At 31.4% G+C, this 21,978-nt stretch carries 20 protein-coding genes; 2 read left to right on the top strand and 18 right to left on the bottom strand.

What is annotated here, in order from left to right:
* Window positions 1-129: 129 nt before the first annotated feature.
* Window positions 130-774 carry a hypothetical protein gene (locus KJ971_03965; protein ID MBU1145000.1) on the top strand — a complete coding sequence of 215 codons (645 nt, stop codon included), beginning with the start codon at window positions 130-132 and terminating at the stop codon, window positions 772-774.
* A gap of 70 nt (window positions 775-844) precedes the next feature.
* Here KJ971_03965 and KJ971_03960 read toward each other — a convergent pair whose 3' ends face one another.
* Genes KJ971_03960 through KJ971_03945 form a run of 4 tightly spaced genes read right to left on the bottom strand, consistent with a single transcriptional unit; the run spans window position 845 to window position 4,949 of the window.
* Window positions 845-1,252 carry an FMN-binding protein gene (locus KJ971_03960; GenBank protein ID MBU1144999.1) on the bottom strand — a complete coding sequence of 136 codons (408 nt, stop codon included), beginning with the start codon at window positions 1,250-1,252 and terminating at the stop codon, window positions 845-847.
* Between the two features lie 27 nt (window positions 1,253-1,279).
* Complete coding sequence (locus KJ971_03955) at window positions 1,280-1,633, bottom strand: nuclear transport factor 2 family protein (protein MBU1144998.1); 354 nt, start codon at window positions 1,631-1,633, stop codon at window positions 1,280-1,282.
* Between the two features lie 18 nt (window positions 1,634-1,651).
* The gene (locus KJ971_03950) at window positions 1,652-2,257 is read right to left on the bottom strand and encodes a DNA-3-methyladenine glycosylase 2 family protein (protein MBU1144997.1); all 606 of its coding nucleotides are present in this window, start codon (window positions 2,255-2,257) and stop codon (window positions 1,652-1,654) included.
* Complete coding sequence (locus KJ971_03945) at window positions 2,241-4,949, bottom strand: MFS transporter (protein ID MBU1144996.1); 2,709 nt, start codon at window positions 4,947-4,949, stop codon at window positions 2,241-2,243. The genes KJ971_03950 and KJ971_03945 overlap by 17 nt, the downstream gene beginning before the upstream one ends.
* Before the next feature lie 289 nt (window positions 4,950-5,238).
* Here KJ971_03945 and KJ971_03940 point away from each other — a divergent pair, with 289 nt between their 5' ends.
* Window positions 5,239-6,096, top strand: coding sequence for an SHOCT domain-containing protein (locus tag KJ971_03940; GenBank protein ID MBU1144995.1), 858 nt, complete (start codon window positions 5,239-5,241; stop codon window positions 6,094-6,096).
* Window positions 6,097-6,158: 62 nt separating this feature from the next.
* Here KJ971_03940 and KJ971_03935 read toward each other — a convergent pair whose 3' ends face one another.
* The 14 genes from KJ971_03935 to KJ971_03870 form a co-directional block, all read right to left on the bottom strand.
* On the bottom strand, window positions 6,159-6,758 hold the full coding sequence (locus tag KJ971_03935; GenBank protein ID MBU1144994.1) for a hypothetical protein: 600 nt from the start codon (window positions 6,756-6,758) through the stop codon (window positions 6,159-6,161).
* Between the two features lie 122 nt (window positions 6,759-6,880).
* The gene (locus KJ971_03930; protein MBU1144993.1) at window positions 6,881-7,147 is read right to left on the bottom strand and encodes an HPr family phosphocarrier protein; all 267 of its coding nucleotides are present in this window, start codon (window positions 7,145-7,147) and stop codon (window positions 6,881-6,883) included.
* Entirely contained in the window at window positions 7,144-7,833 is a 690-nt protein-coding gene (locus tag KJ971_03925; GenBank protein MBU1144992.1) for a fructose-6-phosphate aldolase, read from the bottom strand. Before KJ971_03925 ends, KJ971_03930 begins: the two co-directional genes overlap by 4 nt.
* Window positions 7,833-8,789, bottom strand: coding sequence for a transketolase family protein (locus KJ971_03920; protein MBU1144991.1), 957 nt, complete (start codon window positions 8,787-8,789; stop codon window positions 7,833-7,835). Before KJ971_03920 ends, KJ971_03925 begins: the two co-directional genes overlap by 1 nt.
* Window positions 8,786-9,601, bottom strand: coding sequence for a transketolase (locus KJ971_03915; protein ID MBU1144990.1), 816 nt, complete (start codon window positions 9,599-9,601; stop codon window positions 8,786-8,788). The genes KJ971_03920 and KJ971_03915 overlap by 4 nt, the downstream gene beginning before the upstream one ends.
* Window positions 9,602-9,664: 63 nt before the next feature.
* Complete coding sequence (locus KJ971_03910) at window positions 9,665-10,999, bottom strand: PTS ascorbate transporter subunit IIC (GenBank protein MBU1144989.1); 1,335 nt, start codon at window positions 10,997-10,999, stop codon at window positions 9,665-9,667.
* A gap of 29 nt (window positions 11,000-11,028) precedes the next feature.
* Window positions 11,029-11,316, bottom strand: a complete 288-nt coding sequence (locus KJ971_03905; GenBank protein ID MBU1144988.1) for a PTS sugar transporter subunit IIB — start codon at window positions 11,314-11,316, stop codon at window positions 11,029-11,031.
* 1 nt (window position 11,317) lies between these two features.
* A complete protein-coding gene (locus KJ971_03900; GenBank protein MBU1144987.1) occupies window positions 11,318-13,357 on the bottom strand; it encodes a BglG family transcription antiterminator in 2,040 nt (679 codons plus the stop codon).
* A gap of 407 nt (window positions 13,358-13,764) precedes the next feature.
* Complete coding sequence (locus tag KJ971_03895; protein MBU1144986.1) at window positions 13,765-14,253, bottom strand: hypothetical protein; 489 nt, start codon at window positions 14,251-14,253, stop codon at window positions 13,765-13,767.
* 42 nt (window positions 14,254-14,295) lie between these two features.
* Window positions 14,296-15,909: a phosphoenolpyruvate--protein phosphotransferase gene (ptsP, locus tag KJ971_03890; protein MBU1144985.1), complete on the bottom strand. Its 1,614-nt coding sequence runs from the start codon at window positions 15,907-15,909 to the stop codon at window positions 14,296-14,298.
* A 147-nt stretch (window positions 15,910-16,056) separates the two neighbouring features.
* Window positions 16,057-17,331, bottom strand: coding sequence for a DEAD/DEAH box helicase (locus KJ971_03885; GenBank protein ID MBU1144984.1), 1,275 nt, complete (start codon window positions 17,329-17,331; stop codon window positions 16,057-16,059).
* A gap of 251 nt (window positions 17,332-17,582) precedes the next feature.
* Complete coding sequence (locus KJ971_03880; GenBank protein ID MBU1144983.1) at window positions 17,583-19,775, bottom strand: hypothetical protein; 2,193 nt, start codon at window positions 19,773-19,775, stop codon at window positions 17,583-17,585.
* Between the two features lie 257 nt (window positions 19,776-20,032).
* Window positions 20,033-21,124 (bottom strand): hypothetical protein, encoded by a 1,092-nt coding sequence (locus KJ971_03875; GenBank protein ID MBU1144982.1) that lies wholly within the window; start codon window positions 21,122-21,124, stop codon window positions 20,033-20,035.
* A 210-nt stretch (window positions 21,125-21,334) separates the two neighbouring features.
* On the bottom strand, window positions 21,335-21,883 hold the full coding sequence (locus tag KJ971_03870) for a flavodoxin domain-containing protein (protein ID MBU1144981.1): 549 nt from the start codon (window positions 21,881-21,883) through the stop codon (window positions 21,335-21,337).
* Between the last annotated feature and the right edge of the window lie 95 nt (window positions 21,884-21,978).

Genomic DNA, 21,978 nt, shown 5'->3' with positions numbered 1-21,978 from the left:
AATATTTATTTCTTTAAAAGGTGCCGCAAGACTTGAATCACTTAAAGTCTTGCGGCTTTTTTTTGTTTGTAATTCTTTTTAAATTATAATGTGGTATAATTTATTTATCTTAAAGCGAGGTGATGTTTTTTGAAATTTCTGAAACGATTAATTCTATTTGTCCTTATTTTAATTGCCTTAATCTTAACAGTTTCTTTTATCTTTATTCGTTCGATTGAAATGAGTATTACAGACGCAGATCTTCCTCAAGATGTGTATGAAGAAAATGGTAATTTACTAGGAATTGCGGAAGGTAAACTTCTGAGTTTGATTTTAGCATCTCCTGAAGATGAATATACCATCATCGAAGAATTTATGAATTATATGATTTTGGATTCCATCCAAACCAATATTAACTCTTCTTATGATCCCCTTGGAGATTTAGATACCGATGAAGCAAATTTTGTTTTCTTTAATGATGTATTTTACATTGATTATGTTTTCGCCACTTTAAACGAAGATGACCAAATCGTTGTTTGTATTAGTTTTGGAACCGATAAATACATTACAATGCATTCTGCACTTTTTCTAAACTTTGATGTCGATATTGATCTAATTGATTTAAGTGTCACCTTAACACTTGAATCGTATTATCTTTCTGATAATAATTTATCTCTTACTATTTTAGACTTTATCTTTAATCAACTCGATAAAACATCTATTGAAGAAAGTATTACTTCAGGGGTTCTCGATTTAGATGACTATACTTATACAGTATCAGTTTTAACTCCTTAAACTTCTTTCATATTAAAAAAGCCTCTTGCTTAGTGAAAAGCATGAGGCTTTTTGATTAAAATTAAAACAATTAACTAACTAAAGTAAGCGTAACCAAAGCGTCTTCTATCGCGAGTAATATTACTTTGCTAGAATATGAGGCTCCAGCTATGGCGTCCACTTGAAGAGATTGACTCAAGATGACCTCATCTACGATGGCTTCTGCTGGTTCTCCTTGTCCATTATCGTGTTTTGTTATGATAATTTGTGTCACTTCATGACTTAAGATGGTGACTTCTACTTCTACAATGATTGGAAAAGAAGAATAAGCTCCAAAATATGTGCCATCCTCAATTAAAGATAAATCAATGACCAAGACTTCTTCTTGTAACAAAGCCTCTAAATTTGAAGTAATTTCTTTTATTTTTATCACCGCAAAAACAGTAATGCTTCCTACGATTACAAGTATGATGATTAAGATCTTTTGCCATTTTTTCAAAAGTGCATCTCCTCTAAAATCTAATTTTTATCGTCTCCAAATAGGAGGACTTCCATCTTCACTAAAATATTCTTCAAGTGCAATGATTTTATCTTGTTCAAACGTGAAAAAAGACGTTCCATGAAGACTTGTCTTTTCTTCGGTTGAAAAGATTCTTTCAACCGTAATGACTTGTTGATTTGATTCAATGATTTTGTTTAGTTCAATCGTCCAAGAACCTGGATACTCTTCATTTATTTCAACATAAGTTAACACATCAAAGATCTCGTTGGTATTTGGCCAAATAATTACAGCTCTTTCGTGAAAATAGGAATAAAGGTTTTCCCAATGTTTCAAATTCATCTCTTGCCAAAAAGATTTAATTCTTTCTATTTTATTCAACTTGTTAACTCCTTTTTTTTATTTTTGTTGGAAACGCCACAAAAAAAGTGACACTATGGTTTTATAAGGGTTCCATTTTTGACTAATTTTTTCGATTTCTTCTAATGTTAATTCTTGCCTATAGAGTTTTTTAACACCATTTCTTAACCCTAAATCCAAACTTGAAAAAATGTTTTTTCGTCCAAGTGAAAATATTAAAAACATTTCAGCTGTCCATCTTCCAATTCCTTTGACAAGTACTAACATATCAATAACTTCTTCATCACTTAAAGAATCGATGATATCTAAATTAACCGCTTTTGTATTGACATTGGTTGCCAAAGATTTAATGTATTCAATTTTCCGAAAAGACAGTCCTAATTCTCTTAACTCTTCATTTGATGCTTCTAATATTTTTGTCTTTGTTATATCATTTTGACAAAATGATTTTAACCTGTTATAGATAATTTGAGCGACATTTCCTGATAACTGTTGAAAAAGAATGGTTGAAACAAGTGCCACAAAATACTTATCTTGAAGTTCAATTTCAATTTCGTTTGGTGTTTGGAATAACGCTTCAAGATAAGAATCTTGTTTGATTAATTGTTTTACCATGTCTGAATCGTTTTTATAGAGAATCTTCATTATTTATTTCCTTTGGTTCAATATTAAACCCATATAACCTAAAGACTTTATATCGCTTGCCTCCTAATTTTTCAACCACAAATCGAGATTTCAAGTTGTTTTTTTCAATCGTTGAAGCATCAATAAAGGAAACATTATTATCTTTTAACACTTGGAAATAATCTTGATAGATGGCATTGATAATGCCTTTTCCTTGATATTCAGGAATAACCATTTGAATCATTGCTCTTGTCGATTTGATTTTATTTTTATAATAAAGTAATTTTAAGATGGAAAATAGATTCCATTTCCCTTTTATCTTTATTAAAGCTTCATTAAAGTTGGGAATAACAAGTCCAAATCCTATCGGTCTTCCTTCTTTTGTTCTTGCGATTTTGACGTAATCAAAATCAAGAAAGTTTTTCCAAGTATCTAAGAGTTCATATACTTTTTCAGGTTCTGGGGCTCTCATGTCCCAATCATCTGTAATCGAGTTGTTAATGATTTCAATGATGTCTCTTGCGTCTTTATCTACATTTTTCTTGTTTCCAGAATCGACTACAAATTGATATCTTTTTTTAATTTTTTCGATAACGTCATACCGTTTGTAAGGCACGTCATCTAGGGTTAATTTATATCCATATAAATCCTCATGTGCTAAAAAGCCTGTGGATTCAAACATTTCTTGATAATAAGGTTTGTTATAGACACACATAATAACGGGAGCGTCTTCAAATCCTTCAATTAAGATTCCTCTTGCATCATCTGGATCTAAAGGATTCGTATTTCCATAGAAGAAATCAATGTTTCTTTGACGATACCAAGAAACGGTTGCCTTCATTAAGGCATTAAAAATATCTATGTTATCAATGGTTTCAAAGAAGTTAAATGCTCCTTGTCTTTTCTCTTTAATTGTTCCTGGTCTTGCATTAAAAATAGTAAGCCAAATTCTACCCACAATTCGATTGTTTAAGTATACATTAAAAGCAGTTACTTCTTCTTTGTATTTTCCTTTTAATAATTGATTGGTTAATAAGGTTTTAAATTCAGAACGAATCGGAAGTACAAATAATGGATCGTCTTCATATAAAAACTCATGAAGACGAATAAAGTTTTCAATCTCTAAAAGGCTATTTACTTCTCTTGTTTCAATCACGTATTCGGTATCTTCGGTATTAATGGCATCAATTTGTTTTTTTAAAGCATGTCGATTCACTTTATACTTCCATATCGAAATAACTCCTAAAATACCAAATGTTGCTGGAAATAAACTAAATAAAATAGTGATTCCTAAAACAGAACCAGTCGATTGCAAAACAATTTGTCCGGTTAATATTGTACTTTGACTTTCAAAAGTAAATACTTTGGCAGGTTCTAGATACCCCGTAATGTTTAAAATCATTCCGGTGAGAAGCATTCCTATTCCCCAACCCATTTTTTGAACAAAAGTTACAATTCCAAAATAAGCTCCTTCTTTTTTTTCTTTTGCCGTATTTGAAAAATTTACGGCATCTGGAACCATTGAAAATGGTAACATCTGAATTCCAGAAAATCCAAAGCTTAACAGTAAAATACTTATATATACCCATGGCGCACTTTCAAATAACGTTTTTACAACTACTCCATAATCTTGATTCATATCAGGAATATAATAGACTTCTAAATCTTGGTATCCTTCAAGCAACATTTCTTCAGTTGCTTGAGTTGGAATAATTCCTGCATCGGTATAATTAAATTGTGGAGCAAAGTATAACGAAAATAAAGCAATAGCGATAATCGAAACTGAAATGATGTAGGCAACTCTTTTGGAAGTTTTTTGAGCAACAAGCATCCAAAGTGGCATAAACAAAACCGCTAAAACCATAACTCCTCCTGCAATCGGTAAAAAGAGTCCGGGAAGCAGTAATTTATAATTAATAAAGTAAACTAGATTTCCTTGAATGAAATTCATGGTAATAATGGAAAACATATACATTATACATACTTGTCTAAACGGAGCGGATTTCCATGATTGTAAAAAGTATTTTTTAAACTCAAATCCATGCCTTGTATAATCGACTCCTCTTTTTCTTTCCCTTAACGAAAAAGCCGAAGAATACCCAAAGAATAATATTAAAACAGCAAAGATGATTCCCATATACAAATAGCCTTGTGAATTGTTTTGACTGGCATTACCAAGTCCTAAAAACTCAGGAATGATGATGGATAAAAGGGTAGCTAAAACCGATCCAATCATCCGATACGTCATCATTTTGGTGCGATCATCATAATCGTCAGTAATTTCATTGATGATGGCTTGAAAAGGAGTTGAGACAAGCGTTAAAAAGGTAGTAAATAATAAATAAAGAGATAATGTAATTAAAATCTTTATCGTTTCGCTTCCATCTCGAAAAAGGGATGGAACCGAAAACATCATTAAGAAAGTAATCGCCATCGGTAAAAAGAACAAAAACATATACTTTCTTCTTCTTCCGATTTTACTTCTAGTATTGTCATTGATATAACCAATAATGGGATCAGTAATCGCATCCCATAAAATGCCAATAAAAATAATGGCTCCAGCCCAAAATGCACTGATTCCAATTGTATTTGTTAGATAAATCATTAAGAAGAATCCAATTAACGTAGCTGAAAACGAAAATGGAAATTCCCCCATAGAATACATTATTTTTGTGAAAATCGTGACTTTTTTATGTGTTGATTTTGTTTGCATAAGGCACCAACCATTTCTATATTGTAAATACTTTTAAGTTCAAACTAAAAACCATTATAACACTTATTGAAAAAGGGATAAAGATTTGTTTTAAAAAAAGTTCTGTTTCGTTAAAAAAAATGAAATTTTAGGCTGAAATCTTCTAAATTTCTTTGTAAATAATTTTTACTTCTTCAGATGAATTTTATTTCTTATATTCTTAAATATATATTAAGATAGTACATTGACAACCAATAACTTGCATTCTATAATGATGCTATAATAATTAATATAAACGGAGATGATTTATATGATTAATGATCCACAAATTAAGAAAGATGTTTGGGATGCAAGAGTCAAGATTGTAATAGGTAGATTTATCATCACGACGTTTCAAGTATTCATGGTATACGCCATTCTTATCCTAGTAATTGATCATTTCGTTATGGGCGATTCAGGAGATGCCTTCATCGCTCCAATGATCACAAGATATGGTATACCTTTAGCTGTTATCGTTTTAGTGGTGGGTTATTTTGTTTCTTATGTCCCTAAAAAAAAGCAAATTGATTTATTTACAACTCACTTACTAAATCACAAACAAAATTTTGATGCTTTACCAAAAACATCTGAAGTCATACGAACGGTTTGTTTTGTAGGAGATTTTGATCTTAAAGTGTATGCTAATTTTAATTACTATCACTGGCAAGATTCAGAGAATTTATACTTCTTTCCAGTAAAACCTACCATTGAACTACTAGATGACTACATCAGTCAAAATATCTCATACTCTGTATCTATTTTACCTATTTCTTCAATTCTATCTTTTAATCCAAGTGAAAAAATAACAAAAACAGAAAAAGGATATGATCAAAAGAAAAAACTAATTTCTATCATTAATACCTATGATACAATGAAGCTTTCCTATCAAAATCAAAAAATAGTTACCCTTCAATTTGATAGTATTATGCTTCAAGCTCTTGATAAAGTAGCTTCAAGCAAAAAGTTGACAGAAAAAAAGACTCCTCTTGAAAAAACAGTACCGACTTCTGTTCCTTTACAAGAAGATTTTATGGTTAAAATCGAAAAGCTTAAAAAAATGTTAGATGCAAACTTAATTACTGAAGCTGAGTTTCAAGAACAAAAAAAGAAAATATTGGATAAAATCTAACTCAATCAATGTAAGAGGATGGTCCTAAATAGACCATCCTCTTTTTATTTGAAATGAACGGATTAATTTATAAATTCCGAATACTCTAATGTGTATCCATTTAAAATAATATTAGAATCCTCTGAAATGTGTCCAGGAATGATAAAATAAAAGTATCCATATTCTTCATTATACGTATAATCAACCGCTTCAGAATCAATCGTTAAGGTATCAAGTTCTGTGTCCAAATCTAATAACAAAAAAACAAATGAAGTATCATTATCTAACTGAATGGTTTCAATTCCTATACCCATTTGAAGTAATTCATCGCTGTATTGAAACCAAGGATACTCTACTGACTTGTTTGAAAGACAATAGATAAATGCAAGTTTTGAATAAACAGATAGAGAATAGGAATAGCTATCGCTTCGATAATCAACGACGATGCCGTCTTTCTCAAGAAGGATTGCTTCGCAAATTTCGACATCATTTCGATAGAAAAAATTGTCCATCCAGTAGGAAGTAATGGGTGAAAAAGAGACTTTGAATCCGATGCTTAAAGCAAATAACATGATGATAGTAATCAAGATTTTTTTAAAGAGTTTCCATTTCCTTCTCAAAACCCAAATTAAAAACAAAGCTAACAGGTAAATCGCTAGAATCAACCATTGAACCGAAGTCATGTTCTTTCCTCCAAGCGCATATTTCTTGAATAAATTATATCATATACAATATGTTTGCACAATTAATTATTCATAAATATAAAAAAAAAGTGCCGAAGCACTTTTTTAGATATATAGCATTATTATTCAATCATTCCATGTTGTTTTAAAGTGTCTGTAAATTGTTGTAAAAGTTCTATTTCATTTTCTCCAATCACTTCAATATCAAATGAAGCATTGTAAGGAATTCCTAAACTCATGACAATCATAATCGATTTTAAAGTTAGATTCTTTCCATTATAAATGATATTGACTTCTCCTAGATATTTTGAGGCAATCCTTGATAAAATGGATGCAGGTCTCGCATGAAGTCCTGCTTTATCAATGATAGTATACGATTTTTTGGTCATTTTACCTTTCCTCCTTTGAGTAAATCAACTCCTGTAACACCGTAAGTATCTAATACATCTTTTGTAAATTTTTGGATACTTAATGTCGTTGTTTGAGTTTCGATTAATGGTAAAAATAAGTCAGGTGGAATCGTTACTGCAAGACAACCATGTAAAATGGATTCATTAATTTGGGTAACACTTTTATAAGAAGCTCCTAAAATGATCGTGTCAAGATGACTATCTCGGAGCACTTTAGCTAGTTCTTCTACAACGATCACTCCGTCTTTTCCGGTATTAGAAATACGGTTAACGTAAATCGCAAGATATTTTGCTCCTGCAAGAGAAGCCATGACACCTTGATTTAAAGAAGTAATGGCAGTCGCTGTCACTTGATGTCCAAGTGAAGATAAATAGCGAATGGCTTTTAGTCCATCCTTGGAAACTGGAATCTTAAAAAATAAATTTCCTTTAATATGCTCTTTTAACATAAGAGCTTCCATAATCATACCATCATAATGTTCTGATGTCAGTTGAACATGAAAATCTTTTCCCATAAGTATAACATCTAATTCTTGTAACAAGGACAAATAACCTTTCTTTTCTTTTGCAATAATCGATGGGTTTGTCGTAATTCCTGCGATAGGATAATATTCTAAACATTCTTTGATTAAAGCGGGGTTAGCTGAATCTAAGTAATATTTCATTATAAATTCTCCTTCACTTTCCTTACAATATCAATCGCTCTTAATTCGTATTCTTCTTGTAAAAATTCTTGAGGTCCTACTTGACCAAATCGATCTTTTACACCAAGACGAATGACTTTCGTAGGAAAGTCTTCGCTTAACGCTTCTAAAACGGCAGATCCAAGTCCACCAATGATATTGTGATTGTCACAAGTCACAATGAATTTTGTTTTTTTAGCATACTCTAAAAGCAAGCTTTTGTCAAGAGGCTTAATGGTGAACATATCTAAAACACTAACAGAGATTCCTTCTTTTTTTAATAAATCATGAGCAAGTAACGCTTCTTTTAACATAATACCAGTCGCTACGATTGTGGCGTCTTTTCCTTCTCTTAACACTATTCCTTTACCAATGACAAAAGTAGAACCTTCTTCATAAATTTGCATCATTTGTTTTCGGATAATTCTTAGATAAAAGAGTCCTTTTAAATATTGAGTTTGAGTTAAAATATCTTCAAACATCACATGATCACTTATCTCCAAGACAAAAGCATTTGGAATAAGTCTCATCAGGCCCAAATCTTCAAAAGGCATATGAGTTCCACCATTATGGCTTGCGGTAATTCCAGCGTCACTGCCAATAATTTTCACATCAAGTCCTGCATATCCTATAGCTAGAAACACTTGATCAAAGCAACGTCTTGTCGCAAAAGGACCAAACGTATGAACATAAGGTGTTAGGCCTCTTAAACTAAGCCCTGACGCAACTCCCATCATGTTTTGTTCCATAATACCCACATTGACAAAACGTTCAGGAAAGGCCTTCATGAAGCCGTTTGTTTTAATAGCTCCCATAAGGTCTGCTTCTACTAAAACGATGTTTGGATTCGTTTTAGCAAGCAAGGTCATTGTATTGTTATATGCTGCTCTCATTTCAAGAGGAGCATCTTTAAATTCTTGTTTTATTTTATAAGTCATTTGATAGAAGCCTCCAATTCTTTGATGGAATTGTCAATCATTTTATTCTCAATTTCAGTAAATCGGACATGATGACTTCCAATGGTGTTTTCTAATTCTTTTACACCTTTGCCTTTGATGGTTTCTAAAATAATGCAAGTAGGTCTTCCACTATTTGTCTTTGCTTTTTTGATTTCATCTAAAATTGCTTGTTCATTATGTCCATCACAACGACAAGCATAAAAACCAAAATCTTCAAATTTCTTTCTTAAGTCAAATGGATTACAGATATCTTCTGTGAATCCATCGAGTTGTAATTTGTTTTCATCCACAAATACAACTAAATTATCCAGTAAATGATGACTTGCAAATTGCATCGCTTCGTAGCACTGACCTTCGTTTAATTCTCCATCTCCTACTATCACATAGACTTTGTTTTGTTTGTGTTGTATTTTTAAAGCTTTCGCAATTCCTACCGCACTTGAAAATCCTTGTCCAAGAGAGCCGGTTGTCATATCGACACCTTTTGTTTTCAAGCGATCTGTATGACTTGGTAGTGAGGTATGTGGTTCGTTTAAAGTTAATAAATCTTCTATCTTGAAATATCCCTTAAGTGCAAGGGTTGCGTATAACGCAGGACCTGCATGTCCTTTGGACAAAACAAAATAATCTCTTTCTTCCCATAAAGGATTTAGAGGATCAATCTTTAGCACTTTATCATATAACACACTTAACACTTCTACGATAGATAGACTTCCACCAATATGGCCAAATCCTCTATGTTTTAACATTTTTAATAATTCGATTCTGATCTTTTTACTGAATTGTTCCATTTATCTCACTCCTTATCAATATGAAAGGGGAATTCTCATTCCCCTTTACATTTCCTTTAAAACTTATGCTTGTTTTTTCTTCGGTAGAAAATTCAAAACAAATGGTAGAGCAAATAATACGATTACAAGAGCAGATATAGCATATACTCCGTATTGTGCAAAGAAGCCTAAAACGATTCCAGTACCGATAAAGTCAGCATCTGAGAAAGTAGTGTTTGCAAATCCTAAGTTTCCAAGTACAGGCATTAATAGTAATGGTAAGAATGTGATAACTAATCCATTGATAAATGAGCCGACAACTGCGCCTCTTCTACCACCGGTGGCATTACCGAATACACCAGCTGTAGCACCAACGAAGAAATGAGGAATAACTCCAGGAAGTATAACAATTCCACCAACTGCGATAAGTATTAACATACCAACGATACCACCTAAGAAGGATACTAAGAATCCTATGATAACAGCGTTTGGAGCGTATGGGAATACGATTGGGCAGTCAAGTGCGGGTTTTGCATTTGGAACGATTTTTTCAGAAATTCCTTTGAATGCAGGAACGATTTCAGCAATAACCATGCGAACTCCAGCTAAGATAATGTAAACTCCTCCAGCGAAAGTAATGGATTGAATGATTGCGAATACGATGTAGTTTTGAGTTACGCCTAATGTGTTAAGAACAAAATCTGGTCCAGCCACTAAAGTAACGATTAAGAACATGATAAGCATAGTCAAAGCAATTGCAACACTTGAATCTCTTAAGAAAGATAAGCCTTTTGGAAATTTCATTTCTTCTGTAGATTTTGAACCTTTTCCAACAAGTTTACCAACTTCTCCACTTAACCAATAAGTGATTGAAGAGAAATGTCCAAATCCAATTTCATCGTTTCCAGTAATTTTCTTCATAGTAGGATGAGCGATTGCTGGGAATACAGCCATGGTTAAACCAAGAGCCATTCCACCGATTAGATAAAGCAACCATCCGTCAAGTCCGCCAACTTTTAATACAACGGCGATTAAACAAGCCATGTATAAAGTATGATGTCCAGTTAAGAAGATGAATTTTAATTTGGTAAAGCGAGCAATCAAAATGTTTGCTGCCATTCCGATAACCATAATCGCTGCAGTTGCAGTAGCATAATCTACTAAAGCTAAGCTAACAATGGCTTCGTTGTTTGGAACAACACCTTGAACGCTAAATGCTTCTTGGAAAAGTACGCCAAAATAGTCAAGTGTTCCAACTAAAACTCCGGCACCAGCACCAAGAATTATGAACCCTAAAATTGATTTTAAAGTTCCGCGAATGACTTCACTCACGTTTTTCTTTTGTGCAACTAACCCCACAAAAACTATTATTCCTAGTAATATACTGGGGGTGGAAAGTAAATCGGTAATAAACTTCATATTTCTTCCTCCATTTTTTTATTTTATGTTTAAAGAATTCCCTTGGAAGAAAAGTAAGTTGTTAACTTTTCTTTCAACTCTTTCTTATCCATAATGTTGTTAAGTGGTATTACATCCGCAAATCTTTTACAGTTGTCTTGTAAGTCTTGTCCACAAACAATTACATCTGCAAGTCCAGGCCATGCTGAGCCTAAATCCATATGTTCAACGTCGATTTCAGTTACTAAATGCATTTCTTTAATTGCAGATTTTACATTCATAGCAACCAGTAAACTACTTCCAAGTCCCGATCCACAAATACATGCGATTTTTTTCATTTTAGATCTCCTTTTCTGAATATTCCTTAATCAATTTTAAAACTTGTTCCACATTCTCTGAGGCAAATAATTCATCAATGGAATCCATTAATAATGATGATAGTTGTTGTAAAGCTAATAAATGTTTTTCTCCATCCGGAGCGGCTAGTGTAATAATAATTTTTGAATTACGATCAGACGTTTCTGAAAAATTAACTGCTTCTTTTAAGATTAAGATAGACATGGAAAGGTTTTTAACTCCATTTTCTGGTCTTGCATGTGAAATTGCAATGTTTGGAGCAATCACGATATAAGGGCCAAGTTCATGAACGTTACTGATGACTTTGTCAATATATCTTTTTTCAATATCTCCTGCATCAAGTAGGGGTTTCGCACTTACCCAAAGTGCTTCTTGCCAACTAGATACTTTGTCTTTAAAAATAATTCTATCTTCACGAATGAGTTCTTTTAACATAATATTTTTTTTCCTTCCATGTTCTTCTTTTACCACATTAATCTTACTAATGCGGTAAAGGATTTTTCGTCTCACTTCTTCAATTTTGTCTTTTGGAAGATATTCTTTAATGTCATCGATGATCATCTTTGACATTTCGTTTTCTCCATAGTTTGGATTAAAAGCACCAAATAAGGAAATTATTTGAGCTTTATCGACTTCATTTAATACAGAGTTTACTTGTAAGGATTTGTGAATGAGTGCTGGATTCTTTATGGGAACAGTAGAAATAATATAATCTACTTCATCTTGGTATCGTTCAATTTCATCTAGCCTTACAACGTCAATGATTTCAATGTTTCCTAAAAGGTATTCCAATTCTTTTTTCAATAGTTTACTCGTTGCGATTCCATTTAAACAAACAAGTAATACTTTATATTTTGGTAAATCTCGTTTTTCCCGGTTAAGATGACCTCCAAAATGCATGGCAATGTATGCAACATCGTCATCTCCTATAGGGTATCCCAGTTTTGATTCCAATTTATTACATATTTGATTGGTCACATAAGTAATTTGAGGGTAATTTTCGAAGATGGAATCTTTAACTTCGTTTTCAAATATGATTCCATATTTCAAACGAAACATAGCTTGTCGCATATGCAAATACAAATTTTTAAATAATTCATCTTGGTTATCAAAGTAAATAAGTGTCAGTTTTGAAAATTCTTCAATCATGAAGTCTACAATTTCATTAATATAATCGTCTTCAAAATTTTCTAGTTCGGTAGGTGTTTGAACTCGAAGGCCCAAAAGATGAAGAGTAACATATAAGATTTCATCGTCATCGATAAAATCTTTAAACACCTGAACAACGGCTTTATATTCTTTTGAATCTTTTAACATCATTTCATCGATATCGGTAAATGTCACTTTTTCGATTTGATTTCGTTTTACGATTGAAATGAGCATGGATAAATAGACAAGCGTATCATTTACATACTGAATGTTTAAGATGTTTTCTAAATCGGTAAATTTATCATAAACAAATTTGACGTCTTTTTCAGAAAACAAATTATATGACTTAATTTTTAAAAGGTATTCATATTTTGAGATAATGTTTAAGATGACACTTCTTTTTCTTAAGGCACTGCCTTCAATCACATATCCACAATTTGAATCATACTCTAAGGCCAAGTTGTAAACACTAAGCATTTTTTTAACGTCTTTTAAATCGGATACAATCGTATTTCGACTTAACGCAAAAAGGGCTTCAAAAAAAGAGACGTTAATCAACTCATTAAAACATAGAAGAATTAATGTTTGAATTGCATTTCGTTCTTTTTGAGTGTAAAGATACATTTCTTCCAAAGAATTTGATAAATCGTTTTGTAAGATTTCTTTTACTTTTGGATCAATTTTGATCCCAAAAGATCTCTTATTGATTAACTTAGAAAGCCCTCTGGATTCTAAGTAATCATTAATCCTTGTCATGGAATAATATGCACTTCTTTGTGAAATCCCTAATAGTTTTGAGATATCCAAAATATTCAAAATTTGATTGGACGTAATTAATAAATTTAGGATATAACTATCTTTATAATCGAGCACTTCTATTACCTCACTTTACATTATATTTTATATCTGTATAGATTGAAAGACCAAATTATTGCAATGAAAATTTGTCAAATTTGTACAAAAATGTAAACGCTATCTTAGGCAGGATTGCTAATAAACACGAGGAGATAGTCGTGTTTCTAAGGCGCTAATCTTTGTCAAATTCTTGCAAAAACAAAAAAAGTAAAAAAAAAATAAAAAAAATAAAATGATTATAAATATGTTTAATGTGTGATTAAATAACGAGCCTTTCTTTTAAATTTATTATACAATTAAACTCGTTACGTCTTTTAGGTCATTATAACATAAACCATTTTTTGAAACACTTTGTTTTACGAAAAATAAAAAAGATAAACGAACGTTTCGTCTACCTTTTTTCTAAAATTTATTTTAAGTTTTCGTTATTTTTGAACCGCAATGTTCTTTTCATTTAAGAATATCTTGAATGAGCCTAATGTCACATTTTCAAAATTCGCTTTTTCAAGTACAAACCCCATTTTTTGTTCCAAAACAATGTAAAAACATTTTTTTGTTTCAAGTAAAAGTAATACTTCTGAATAAGGAAGTGTAAGAGGTGAAGCTTTTTCATTTACTTTTTGAATAACGACTTCATCATCTAAAAATTCAAATTCTAACACAGGTTCGCTTTGAACTGCTTTTCTATGTTTAATCATAGGTACAACAATTTTCATGATTTGAAACATAATATATAAAAGGGCAAGGAAAGCTAAAATGATGACATACTCTATCATGCTTTGATATAAACAGTACCCAAGTAAAGATAATACGGCAATTTCAACTAACAATAACTCTTTTAGTTTAAATTTAACATAAAGTAATAAATGAAGGGTTGTAATATGAATTTGAGTTTGTTTTGTTTGATTTTTCAATTTGATTTGTCCTTCTTTCTAAAAATCTATATTCTTCTTAGATTATTTTTCAATAATCGCTTTTTTTAAACGTAATACTTTGCTAGGAGATACACTTAATTCGTCGATATGATGTTCTAAGTAAAAGTCAAGGAGCGTTAAGTCGCTTGCGGATTCTCCACAAATTCCAATCCATATCCCTGCATCATGAGCATTTTTAGCGGTTAATGCAATCATTCGTAACACGGCTTCATGTCTTGAATCAAATAAATCTTGAATTTTGGCATTCATTCTGTCAACCGCTAACGTGTATTGGGTTAAATCATTTGTCCCAATGCTGAAGAAATCGACGAGTTTTGCAAGCTTATCTGAAATCATCACTGCTGCAGGTGTCTCAATCATGATTCCAAATTGAATATCCGTTTTGTAAGGAATATTTTCTAAATCCATTTCCTTTTTTAAGCCTTCAAAGATGGCTTTTGATTCTTTGACTTGTTCTAAGTGGGTAATCATCGGAATCATAATGGATAGATTTCCATAATGAGATGCTCTTAAAAGTGCTCTTAATTGTGTTGTAAATAATTCCTTTTCTTTTAAACAAATACGAATCGCTCGATATCCTAGTGCTGGATTTTCTTCTTTATCTAATTTGAAATAATCAGCTGTTTTATCAGCCCCTATATCTAATGTTCTAATAATCACATTTCTGGGTGCCAGTTTTTTGACGACTTCTTTGTAAATTTGAAATTGTTTTTCTTCAGAAGGATAATCATGACTTTCAAGGTAAATAAATTCACTTCGAAATAACCCAACTGCATCTCCATCATTTTCAAGAACTAAATCAGCGTCGCTTACGTTTCCGATATTTGCGGCTACGATTACTTCATGTCCTTTCGAAGAAATGGCTTTTTGTCCTCGATATTTTTTTAAATCTTTATCCATTTTTTCTTGTGCTTCCATTTTACTGCGGTATTCTTTAATGATAGAATCATCTGGATTAACAATGACTTCTCCTGTTTCACCATTTATCGCTAAAATTCCTTCATGAGGAATTTCGTCAAATAATTTATCCAAATGAACTACTATTGGCAAATTAAGGGTTCTGGCAAGTATCGCAGCATGCGAACTCTTAGAACCATATTTTGTCACAAATCCAGCGATGGATTTTTGATCAAATTTAACAATATCAGATGGGAGTAAATCTTCACAAATTAGTATAAATTTCCCTTTGGGTGAAAGAACTTCTTCTTTGATTCCTTTCAAAATGCGAAGGAGTCGATTGGAAATGTCTTGAACATCTGCAGCTCTTGCTCTCATCAGTTCATCGTCCATGGCTTCAAACATCTCTTTGAATTTATTTGCAGTTAATTGAACAGCGTATTCAACGTTTTTATTTGATTCAAGTAATTGATTTACTTCTTGAACAAAATAATAATCTTCTATCATCATTTGGTGTGCAAGAAATACTTGAGCGGTTTCTTCACTTGTCAGTTTCGTTTTTTCATATAGTACTTCTAGTTCTGTGATTGCTTGATTTTTTGCATCATCATATCGTTTCAGTTCCACTTCTGGGATACAATCATTTTTTTCTATCACACTTAAATCAAGTGATTCAAGATAAAATATTTGTTCAACAGCTACATGTTCTGATGCTCCAATGCCTTTAAAAGTTCTCATAACATTCACTCCTTTAAACTCTAGTAATTATTTTATCACAGTTTTATTCAATTCAATAAAAAATATCTAAATTATTTTTTGACAGTAAAAATAGATTAAAAAAAACAAACATTTATTTTAATAAATTGTTTGTTTTAAATTTTTAGATTATTTTGAGATATTTTTTTTCGACGTTTCACTTGGTTTATAACGACGATTTTTAGAATCATGTTTCGAGTAATTTTTTGGGATTTGTGAATGTTGAGGCACGTTTTTTATGACTTGTTTTAAAGGCGTGTCTGAAAAAACAACGATATAAGGGTGATCTTTTATAACAGGAAGTTGTTTTTTAATATGTCTTTGAATATCTTTAAGTAATGGAAGTTCTTCTTCAGAACAGAAAGAAATGGCTTTTCCTTCAAGACCAGCTCTACCGGTTCTACCAATACGATGAATATACGTTTCAGGAACTTCAGGTAAATCATAATTGAATACATGCGACAATTTCTCAATATCAAGACCTCTTGCGGCAATATCGGTTGCGACAAGTACTTGAATTTTATTGGTTTTAAACAAGTGAAGTGCTTGTTGTCTTGCGCTTTGTGATTTATTACCATGGATAGCTTCAGCATTCACTTTTTCTAAAAGCAAATCTTTCACAATTTTATTTGCACCATGTTTGGTTCTAGAAAAAACCAAAGCTGATGTTACATCTTTACTTTTTAAAAGATGGATTAATAATTTTGTTTTACTCTTTTTTGTGACAAAGTACACACTTTGATCTATCGCATCAATGGTTGTTTCAACAGGAACAACTGCAATTCTAATGGGATGGATTAAAATAGATGAGGCAAGACTTGATATTTCTTTTGGCATCGTAGCCGAAAACAACATGGTTTGTCTTTTGGTTGGGATAAAAGCGATAATCTTTTTCACATCATGAATAAAGCCCATATCAAGCATTCGATCGGCTTCATCTAAGACAAAATATTTTACTTGATCTAAATGAACAATCTTTTGATTGATTAAATCAAGTAGTCTTCCTGGAGTTGCGACTAAGATATCTACTCCTGATCTGATGGCTTCAGTTTGACTTCGTTGTGGAACTCCACCAAAAACAACGATTGTTTTTAATTTTAGATGTTTTCCATAGACTTGAAAGCTTTCTTTTATTTGTAAGGCAAGTTCTCTAGTTGGTGTTGAAATTAAGGCTTTAATTACTCTACGACTTTTAACGTCTTGTTGTTCAATCGTTAAATTTTGTAAAATCGGGATAGCAAAAGCTGCTGTTTTTCCTGTACCTGTTTGTGCACTACCTAGTACATCTTTTCCTGATAACAATACTGGAATAGATTGTAATTGAATCGGGGTTGGAACTTCATAGCCCTCTGTTTCTAGAGATCTAAGAATTGGTTCGATAATTTCTAATTTTTTAAATGACATGTATTTATAGTACTCCTCTTTGAATCTAATTTTATAGTTCGATAAATATTGATAATCGAATTTTCGATTTCAATAAAATAATTACTATTTATAGAAACTCGTTTCATTATACCACTTTTTCGTGATTTTAGATACTATGTACTTTACGCTACGTTCTTTTGAAACAATCTTTTAAAAAGAAAGACGATAAAAAAACCTCTTTTCTAAATGACAGAAGAGGTTGATTTTTATTTTATCTTTTTTTACAAAAACTAGACAATTTGTCCGTCATTTTTCCCAGCAGCACCATTGCTTTTTGCAAAATAATAATCTGTGCTGCATCCACCTGTATTTGTTTTTGTACTATTTGTATCAAAATAGACTGAATTTAATACACCTGTTGTTCCGTTGTTTCCTACCACAAATCCAAATTTAGGAGTAATGTATATTGTAAAAGGCCATATTCCACCGGTTCCTGTGCCTTTATATTCCATTGATATTGGCCCTGCTCCACCTGAATTTTGGACAACTCCTGTATTGAATCCCACTAATCCTCCGATGCTTTTGGAATTATTTATTTTACTTCCCCAGTGGATAATTTCCAAATCATCCACTTCGGAATTATTTATGGTTCCAGAAGAAATTCCTGCTATGCCTCCAATATCTCCGTTATTAAACAAATAAAGCCCAGATACATAAGAATCTGTGATTTCTCCTTCATTTGAACCAACAATTCCGCCAATGGCAGATTTTCCCCTATTAACTGCTATATCTGAAGAAACTACGGTTACATTCTCAATTTTACCAAGAGATACTCCTGCTAAAGCACCAATATAGCTATATGTTCCTTCTTGATAAGCATTGCCTACAATAGAAACGTCAGATATTGTTAAATTATAAACATGTGCATTGGCACCAAGTGTCTTAAATAATCCAAAATTTCCTGGATTATCTACTGCTGGTACCGTCATAAGAAAATTACTTATCGTTTTTCCATTTCCATCAAACGTTCCTTGAAAAGATTCGATTGGCGTAAAATAAGAGTTATTTAAATCAATATCATTCATAAGAATAAAAGACCCACTTGGATTTGTTCTTAATAGACTTAAATCGCTTGCAGTAGAAATTTCAATTCCAGTAAAGGCAAATTTATCAATAAATTCATTGTATGTGTTTTCAGAATAATCTGCATAAGCATCTTCCATTTTTTCTGCAAGAGCAGGATAATCTGCACGTAATAATTCCCAAATTGGATACAATCCACCTTCGGAGATTCCTACAATAACACTTTTATCTTCTTTATCTTCTGCGTTATTAAAAGATTCTGTCCATTCACTTAATGAATCTGCAAAAGCAGCTTCATTGGTACAAGGGACTACGTTTCCACCTTTAAATGAAGCATAAAAAGTTGTTTCAAAATATTCGTTACTAATTCCTAATTCCTCGGAAACAGAAGCAGACAAACTGCTAACACCACCGGTCATAGCTGTTTGCATGACACTATTTGTCGTTTGTTCTAATTCAACTTTTAAAGAAGCATCAATGTTAACTGAGTTATTTAACACCGAATAATAAGCTTGTGTACTTCCTCCATAAACCGCTGAAGTAATAATGTGTGTCCCATAAACTTTAAAGAAATTTTTTAATTGCGTTTCTGTGACTGTATCTGGATTAAAACCATTAATGGTAGCAATAAAGTTATCTGATAACATATCACTATATTTATTCATATTAGTCGCATACTCATCTAAAGAAAGTACTTTGGTATATACAAATTGATACGTTGTATAATAGAATTGATTGGAATAAGATTTATAGTCAAACGTTGCTGAAACGCCAAGAGAAAATCCATTGTTTGTGAATTTCTTTTTCGTTTCTTTACTTGAAGCTTTATTGATTCCAAATGTCACTTCCGTTTTAGAATTAAATCCAGAAATGGAGGTTTCTGAATAATACCCACCCATGTTTGGTGAATCTGGGTCTGTTTCGTTGAAATCAAGATTTGATAATTCTTCTTTATCAAAAATGGCATCATAAATGATTGATGTAACATAGCCTGCTTCAACCACATTAATGGATTGACCTATTCCAGTTAATCTAAGAGAGTCATTTTCATCAATTGTCGTAGATTTAACAAAGTCAAATGTATATTCACTTGACCATTCTGAATCAGAGTATAGTGCACTTCCTTTTGCTTTGACTTTAATAACAACCGTTTGTGAATCATCGATTAAAGAAGAAATACTGTATGATAATTCTGTCGTTGATCCTTCAACGGTATTAATTCTTACAACATATCCACTGGCATTTGAAATGCTATTCCAATGTATGACTTGACTTGAATCAACGCTTGTCACAACTGGTGCAGATAATTGAGTTAAATCAGAACTTCCCTTAAGCAATTCGCAACCATAAGAAGTAAATAAAAACGCTAAACAAAATATTACACACATTGCTTTTTTCATCACTTTAGTGTACCCCCACACTTAATTTGTATTTGATTAAAAGATTCTCTCTTTTAATTTTTAAAAAAGTAATTAATGAAAATTAAATAAACGTAAAATCAATTACAAAAATAATTTTTATATTATTATTATCATTATATATTTTATCATTTGAGACAAACGAAATCAATTAATTTTTAAATATAATATTCAGTATTCAAAAAGACATAAAAAAAAGCAAGTTTGAATTTTCAAACTTGCTTTTAAATAGTTAGTATTTATTCGATTGGCTCTATTACTACTTCTGCAAACGTTAAATCTAAAATAAAACTGGTCGTTGGTATCAAGTAATAATAATAGGTTCCTTCAGTCATAATTTCATATTGAATCGAATCTACAGCGTTTAAAAGAACTTCATTTTGATCAGCATCATATAGTTGCGAAGCTGAAAATAATCCAAAATTATCTGAAAAAACATCATATATTCCTGGTTCTAAATAAAGCTTAACGTATCCATTTTCAAATTCTGTAATAGAAGCTTTAATTAATTGATCGGCGTTGTAAACTTTTTTTGCAAGTCTAATGTCTTCTACTGGAGTAATAAAATAATCGTCTCCATAAATATCAATACCAACGTATTCATCTAAAATAGTTAACGTAGTTTCGTTTGTTAGAGTAAGCGTTACATAAGTATTATCTTCAAACGTGATTTGATAAGAATCAAGAACGGCATTCACATGAATTCCACCATTTTCTCCAAGAAATTCTAGGTTGACATGCGCAACGGCATTGGCAAACGTGGATAATTCACTATCAAAGATTTTAAATTGATCGACAAATCCTGATATATTATTTAAATCAATTACTTTGTCTAGTAAAATATCAAACTCGTATGCATGTTCTCCTGTTTTTAATTCGTTTTGAACATCTGAAATAGAAAAAGATTCATCTAAAGTAAAGATTTCATTTGAGGAAACTGTCGTTTCACTTTCATCTGATAAAATAGTAGGAATTACATAGTTATTCTCTTCGTTTAAGATGTATTCAATGGTAAAATCTTCTGTATCTTCTAAAATTGAAATCTTTTTAACATCATTAATGGTTTGCTCGGTGTACGTAAATGCATTTCTTTTATCAATTTCAAAATACATAAGAGTATCCATATCTTCAAAGCTTTCAATATCTGTATCAATTATTTCTAAAGTTGTTGATGTAGAAATGGTCATCATCTCTGCAGCGTTATACTTATCTGAGTATTCTCTGTATTCTACTGAAAAATCCTTTACAGCGATGATTGTGCTTAGTAAATCACATCCAGCCATTGTTGAAAATAAAAGAATGGCTAACAGTGAAGTTAATAATTTTTTCATAACTTTTCCCCCTTATTAAATATCTAATATACTGAAAAACCAATGTTTTTTGTCTGTAAGAGTTTTTCCCATAGTACCACATTCTAAATCAAATATCAATGTTTTCGCACTTTTAATCTCGATTCAATAAAGTAAAAAAATGGAAATCGCCACAAATTATAAACGAAATGTGGCGATTTATATGTTATTTTATTTTCTATAAATAGTAACTTATTTCTTATTTGTTTTAGAAAAACTATGTACATACTCTAGTAAAGGCATGAGATATTCTTTGTTTGTATAATCTACAGGTTTTTGAAATGCATCTAAATAAGATTCTTCATTATCTGTTAAATGTTTTTGCATTCTAATTTTCATTTTTAATAGTGTCATCATAAACTTGTTTTTTAAACTTAAACGTTTATAATCAAATCCGCCTCTTAAGTAAAAGAATTTAAGTGTATTTATTTCTTTTTCAGTAAAGTTAGATTTTTGAATGTTTTTAATATCTTCTTCTTGGTCTAAAGTAGCTCCTGTTGCAAAAACGATAATATTTTTATCTTTTAGTAATGCAAATTTCTTTTTCATTTTTTTTAAACCATTGATACCTTTTGCATAAAGACCGGCTCCATATATAATAATATGATATTTATCTAAGTCTTCATATTTTATTTTAAAAGCATCGAACATATCACAGTGTAAATCTTGTGAAATCCATTTGGCGTATTGTCTGGCAAACCCTGTTTTAGAACGATAAAGAACAACTGTTTTATTGTGCATTGATTTATTTCCCCCATTTTTCTATCTTAGAAATTCAAAGATTGACTAATTTAATCACATAGTTTAATTATAGTCCTAGAGTCTAAAAAGTCAAT

It is taken from the genome of Bacillota bacterium, assembly GCA_018818595.1.
Taxonomy (GTDB): Bacteria; Bacillota_I; Bacilli_A; order Izemoplasmatales; family Hujiaoplasmataceae; genus JAHIRM01.
Note: the sequence above shows the minus strand (reverse complement) of the source record. Positions and strands in the feature narration are given on the sequence as shown.

Excerpts from the sequence above, each read along its gene's own strand:
- KJ971_03950 (MBU1144997.1), bottom strand. The coding sequence starts at position 2,257 with ATGAAGATTCTCTATAAAAACGATTCAGACATGGTAAAACAATTAATC.
- KJ971_03945 (MBU1144996.1), bottom strand. The coding sequence starts at position 4,949 with ATGCAAACAAAATCAACACATAAAAAAGTCACGATTTTCACAAAAATA.
- KJ971_03940 (MBU1144995.1), top strand. The coding sequence starts at position 5,239 with ATGATTAATGATCCACAAATTAAGAAAGATGTTTGGGATGCAAGAGTC.
- KJ971_03935 (MBU1144994.1), bottom strand. The coding sequence starts at position 6,758 with ATGACTTCGGTTCAATGGTTGATTCTAGCGATTTACCTGTTAGCTTTG.
- KJ971_03930 (MBU1144993.1), bottom strand. The coding sequence starts at position 7,147 with ATGACCAAAAAATCGTATACTATCATTGATAAAGCAGGACTTCATGCG.
- KJ971_03925 (MBU1144992.1), bottom strand. The coding sequence starts at position 7,833 with ATGAAATATTACTTAGATTCAGCTAACCCCGCTTTAATCAAAGAATGT.
- KJ971_03920 (MBU1144991.1), bottom strand. The coding sequence starts at position 8,789 with ATGACTTATAAAATAAAACAAGAATTTAAAGATGCTCCTCTTGAAATG.
- KJ971_03915 (MBU1144990.1), bottom strand. The coding sequence starts at position 9,601 with ATGGAACAATTCAGTAAAAAGATCAGAATCGAATTATTAAAAATGTTA.
- KJ971_03910 (MBU1144989.1), bottom strand. The coding sequence starts at position 10,999 with ATGAAGTTTATTACCGATTTACTTTCCACCCCCAGTATATTACTAGGA.
- KJ971_03905 (MBU1144988.1), bottom strand. The coding sequence starts at position 11,316 with ATGAAAAAAATCGCATGTATTTGTGGATCGGGACTTGGAAGTAGTTTA.
- ptsP (MBU1144985.1), bottom strand. The coding sequence starts at position 15,909 with ATGAGAACTTTTAAAGGCATTGGAGCATCAGAACATGTAGCTGTTGAA.
- KJ971_03885 (MBU1144984.1), bottom strand. The coding sequence starts at position 17,331 with ATGTCATTTAAAAAATTAGAAATTATCGAACCAATTCTTAGATCTCTA.
- KJ971_03880 (MBU1144983.1), bottom strand. The coding sequence starts at position 19,775 with ATGAAAAAAGCAATGTGTGTAATATTTTGTTTAGCGTTTTTATTTACT.
- KJ971_03875 (MBU1144982.1), bottom strand. The coding sequence starts at position 21,124 with ATGAAAAAATTATTAACTTCACTGTTAGCCATTCTTTTATTTTCAACA.
- KJ971_03870 (MBU1144981.1), bottom strand. The coding sequence starts at position 21,883 with ATGCACAATAAAACAGTTGTTCTTTATCGTTCTAAAACAGGGTTTGCC.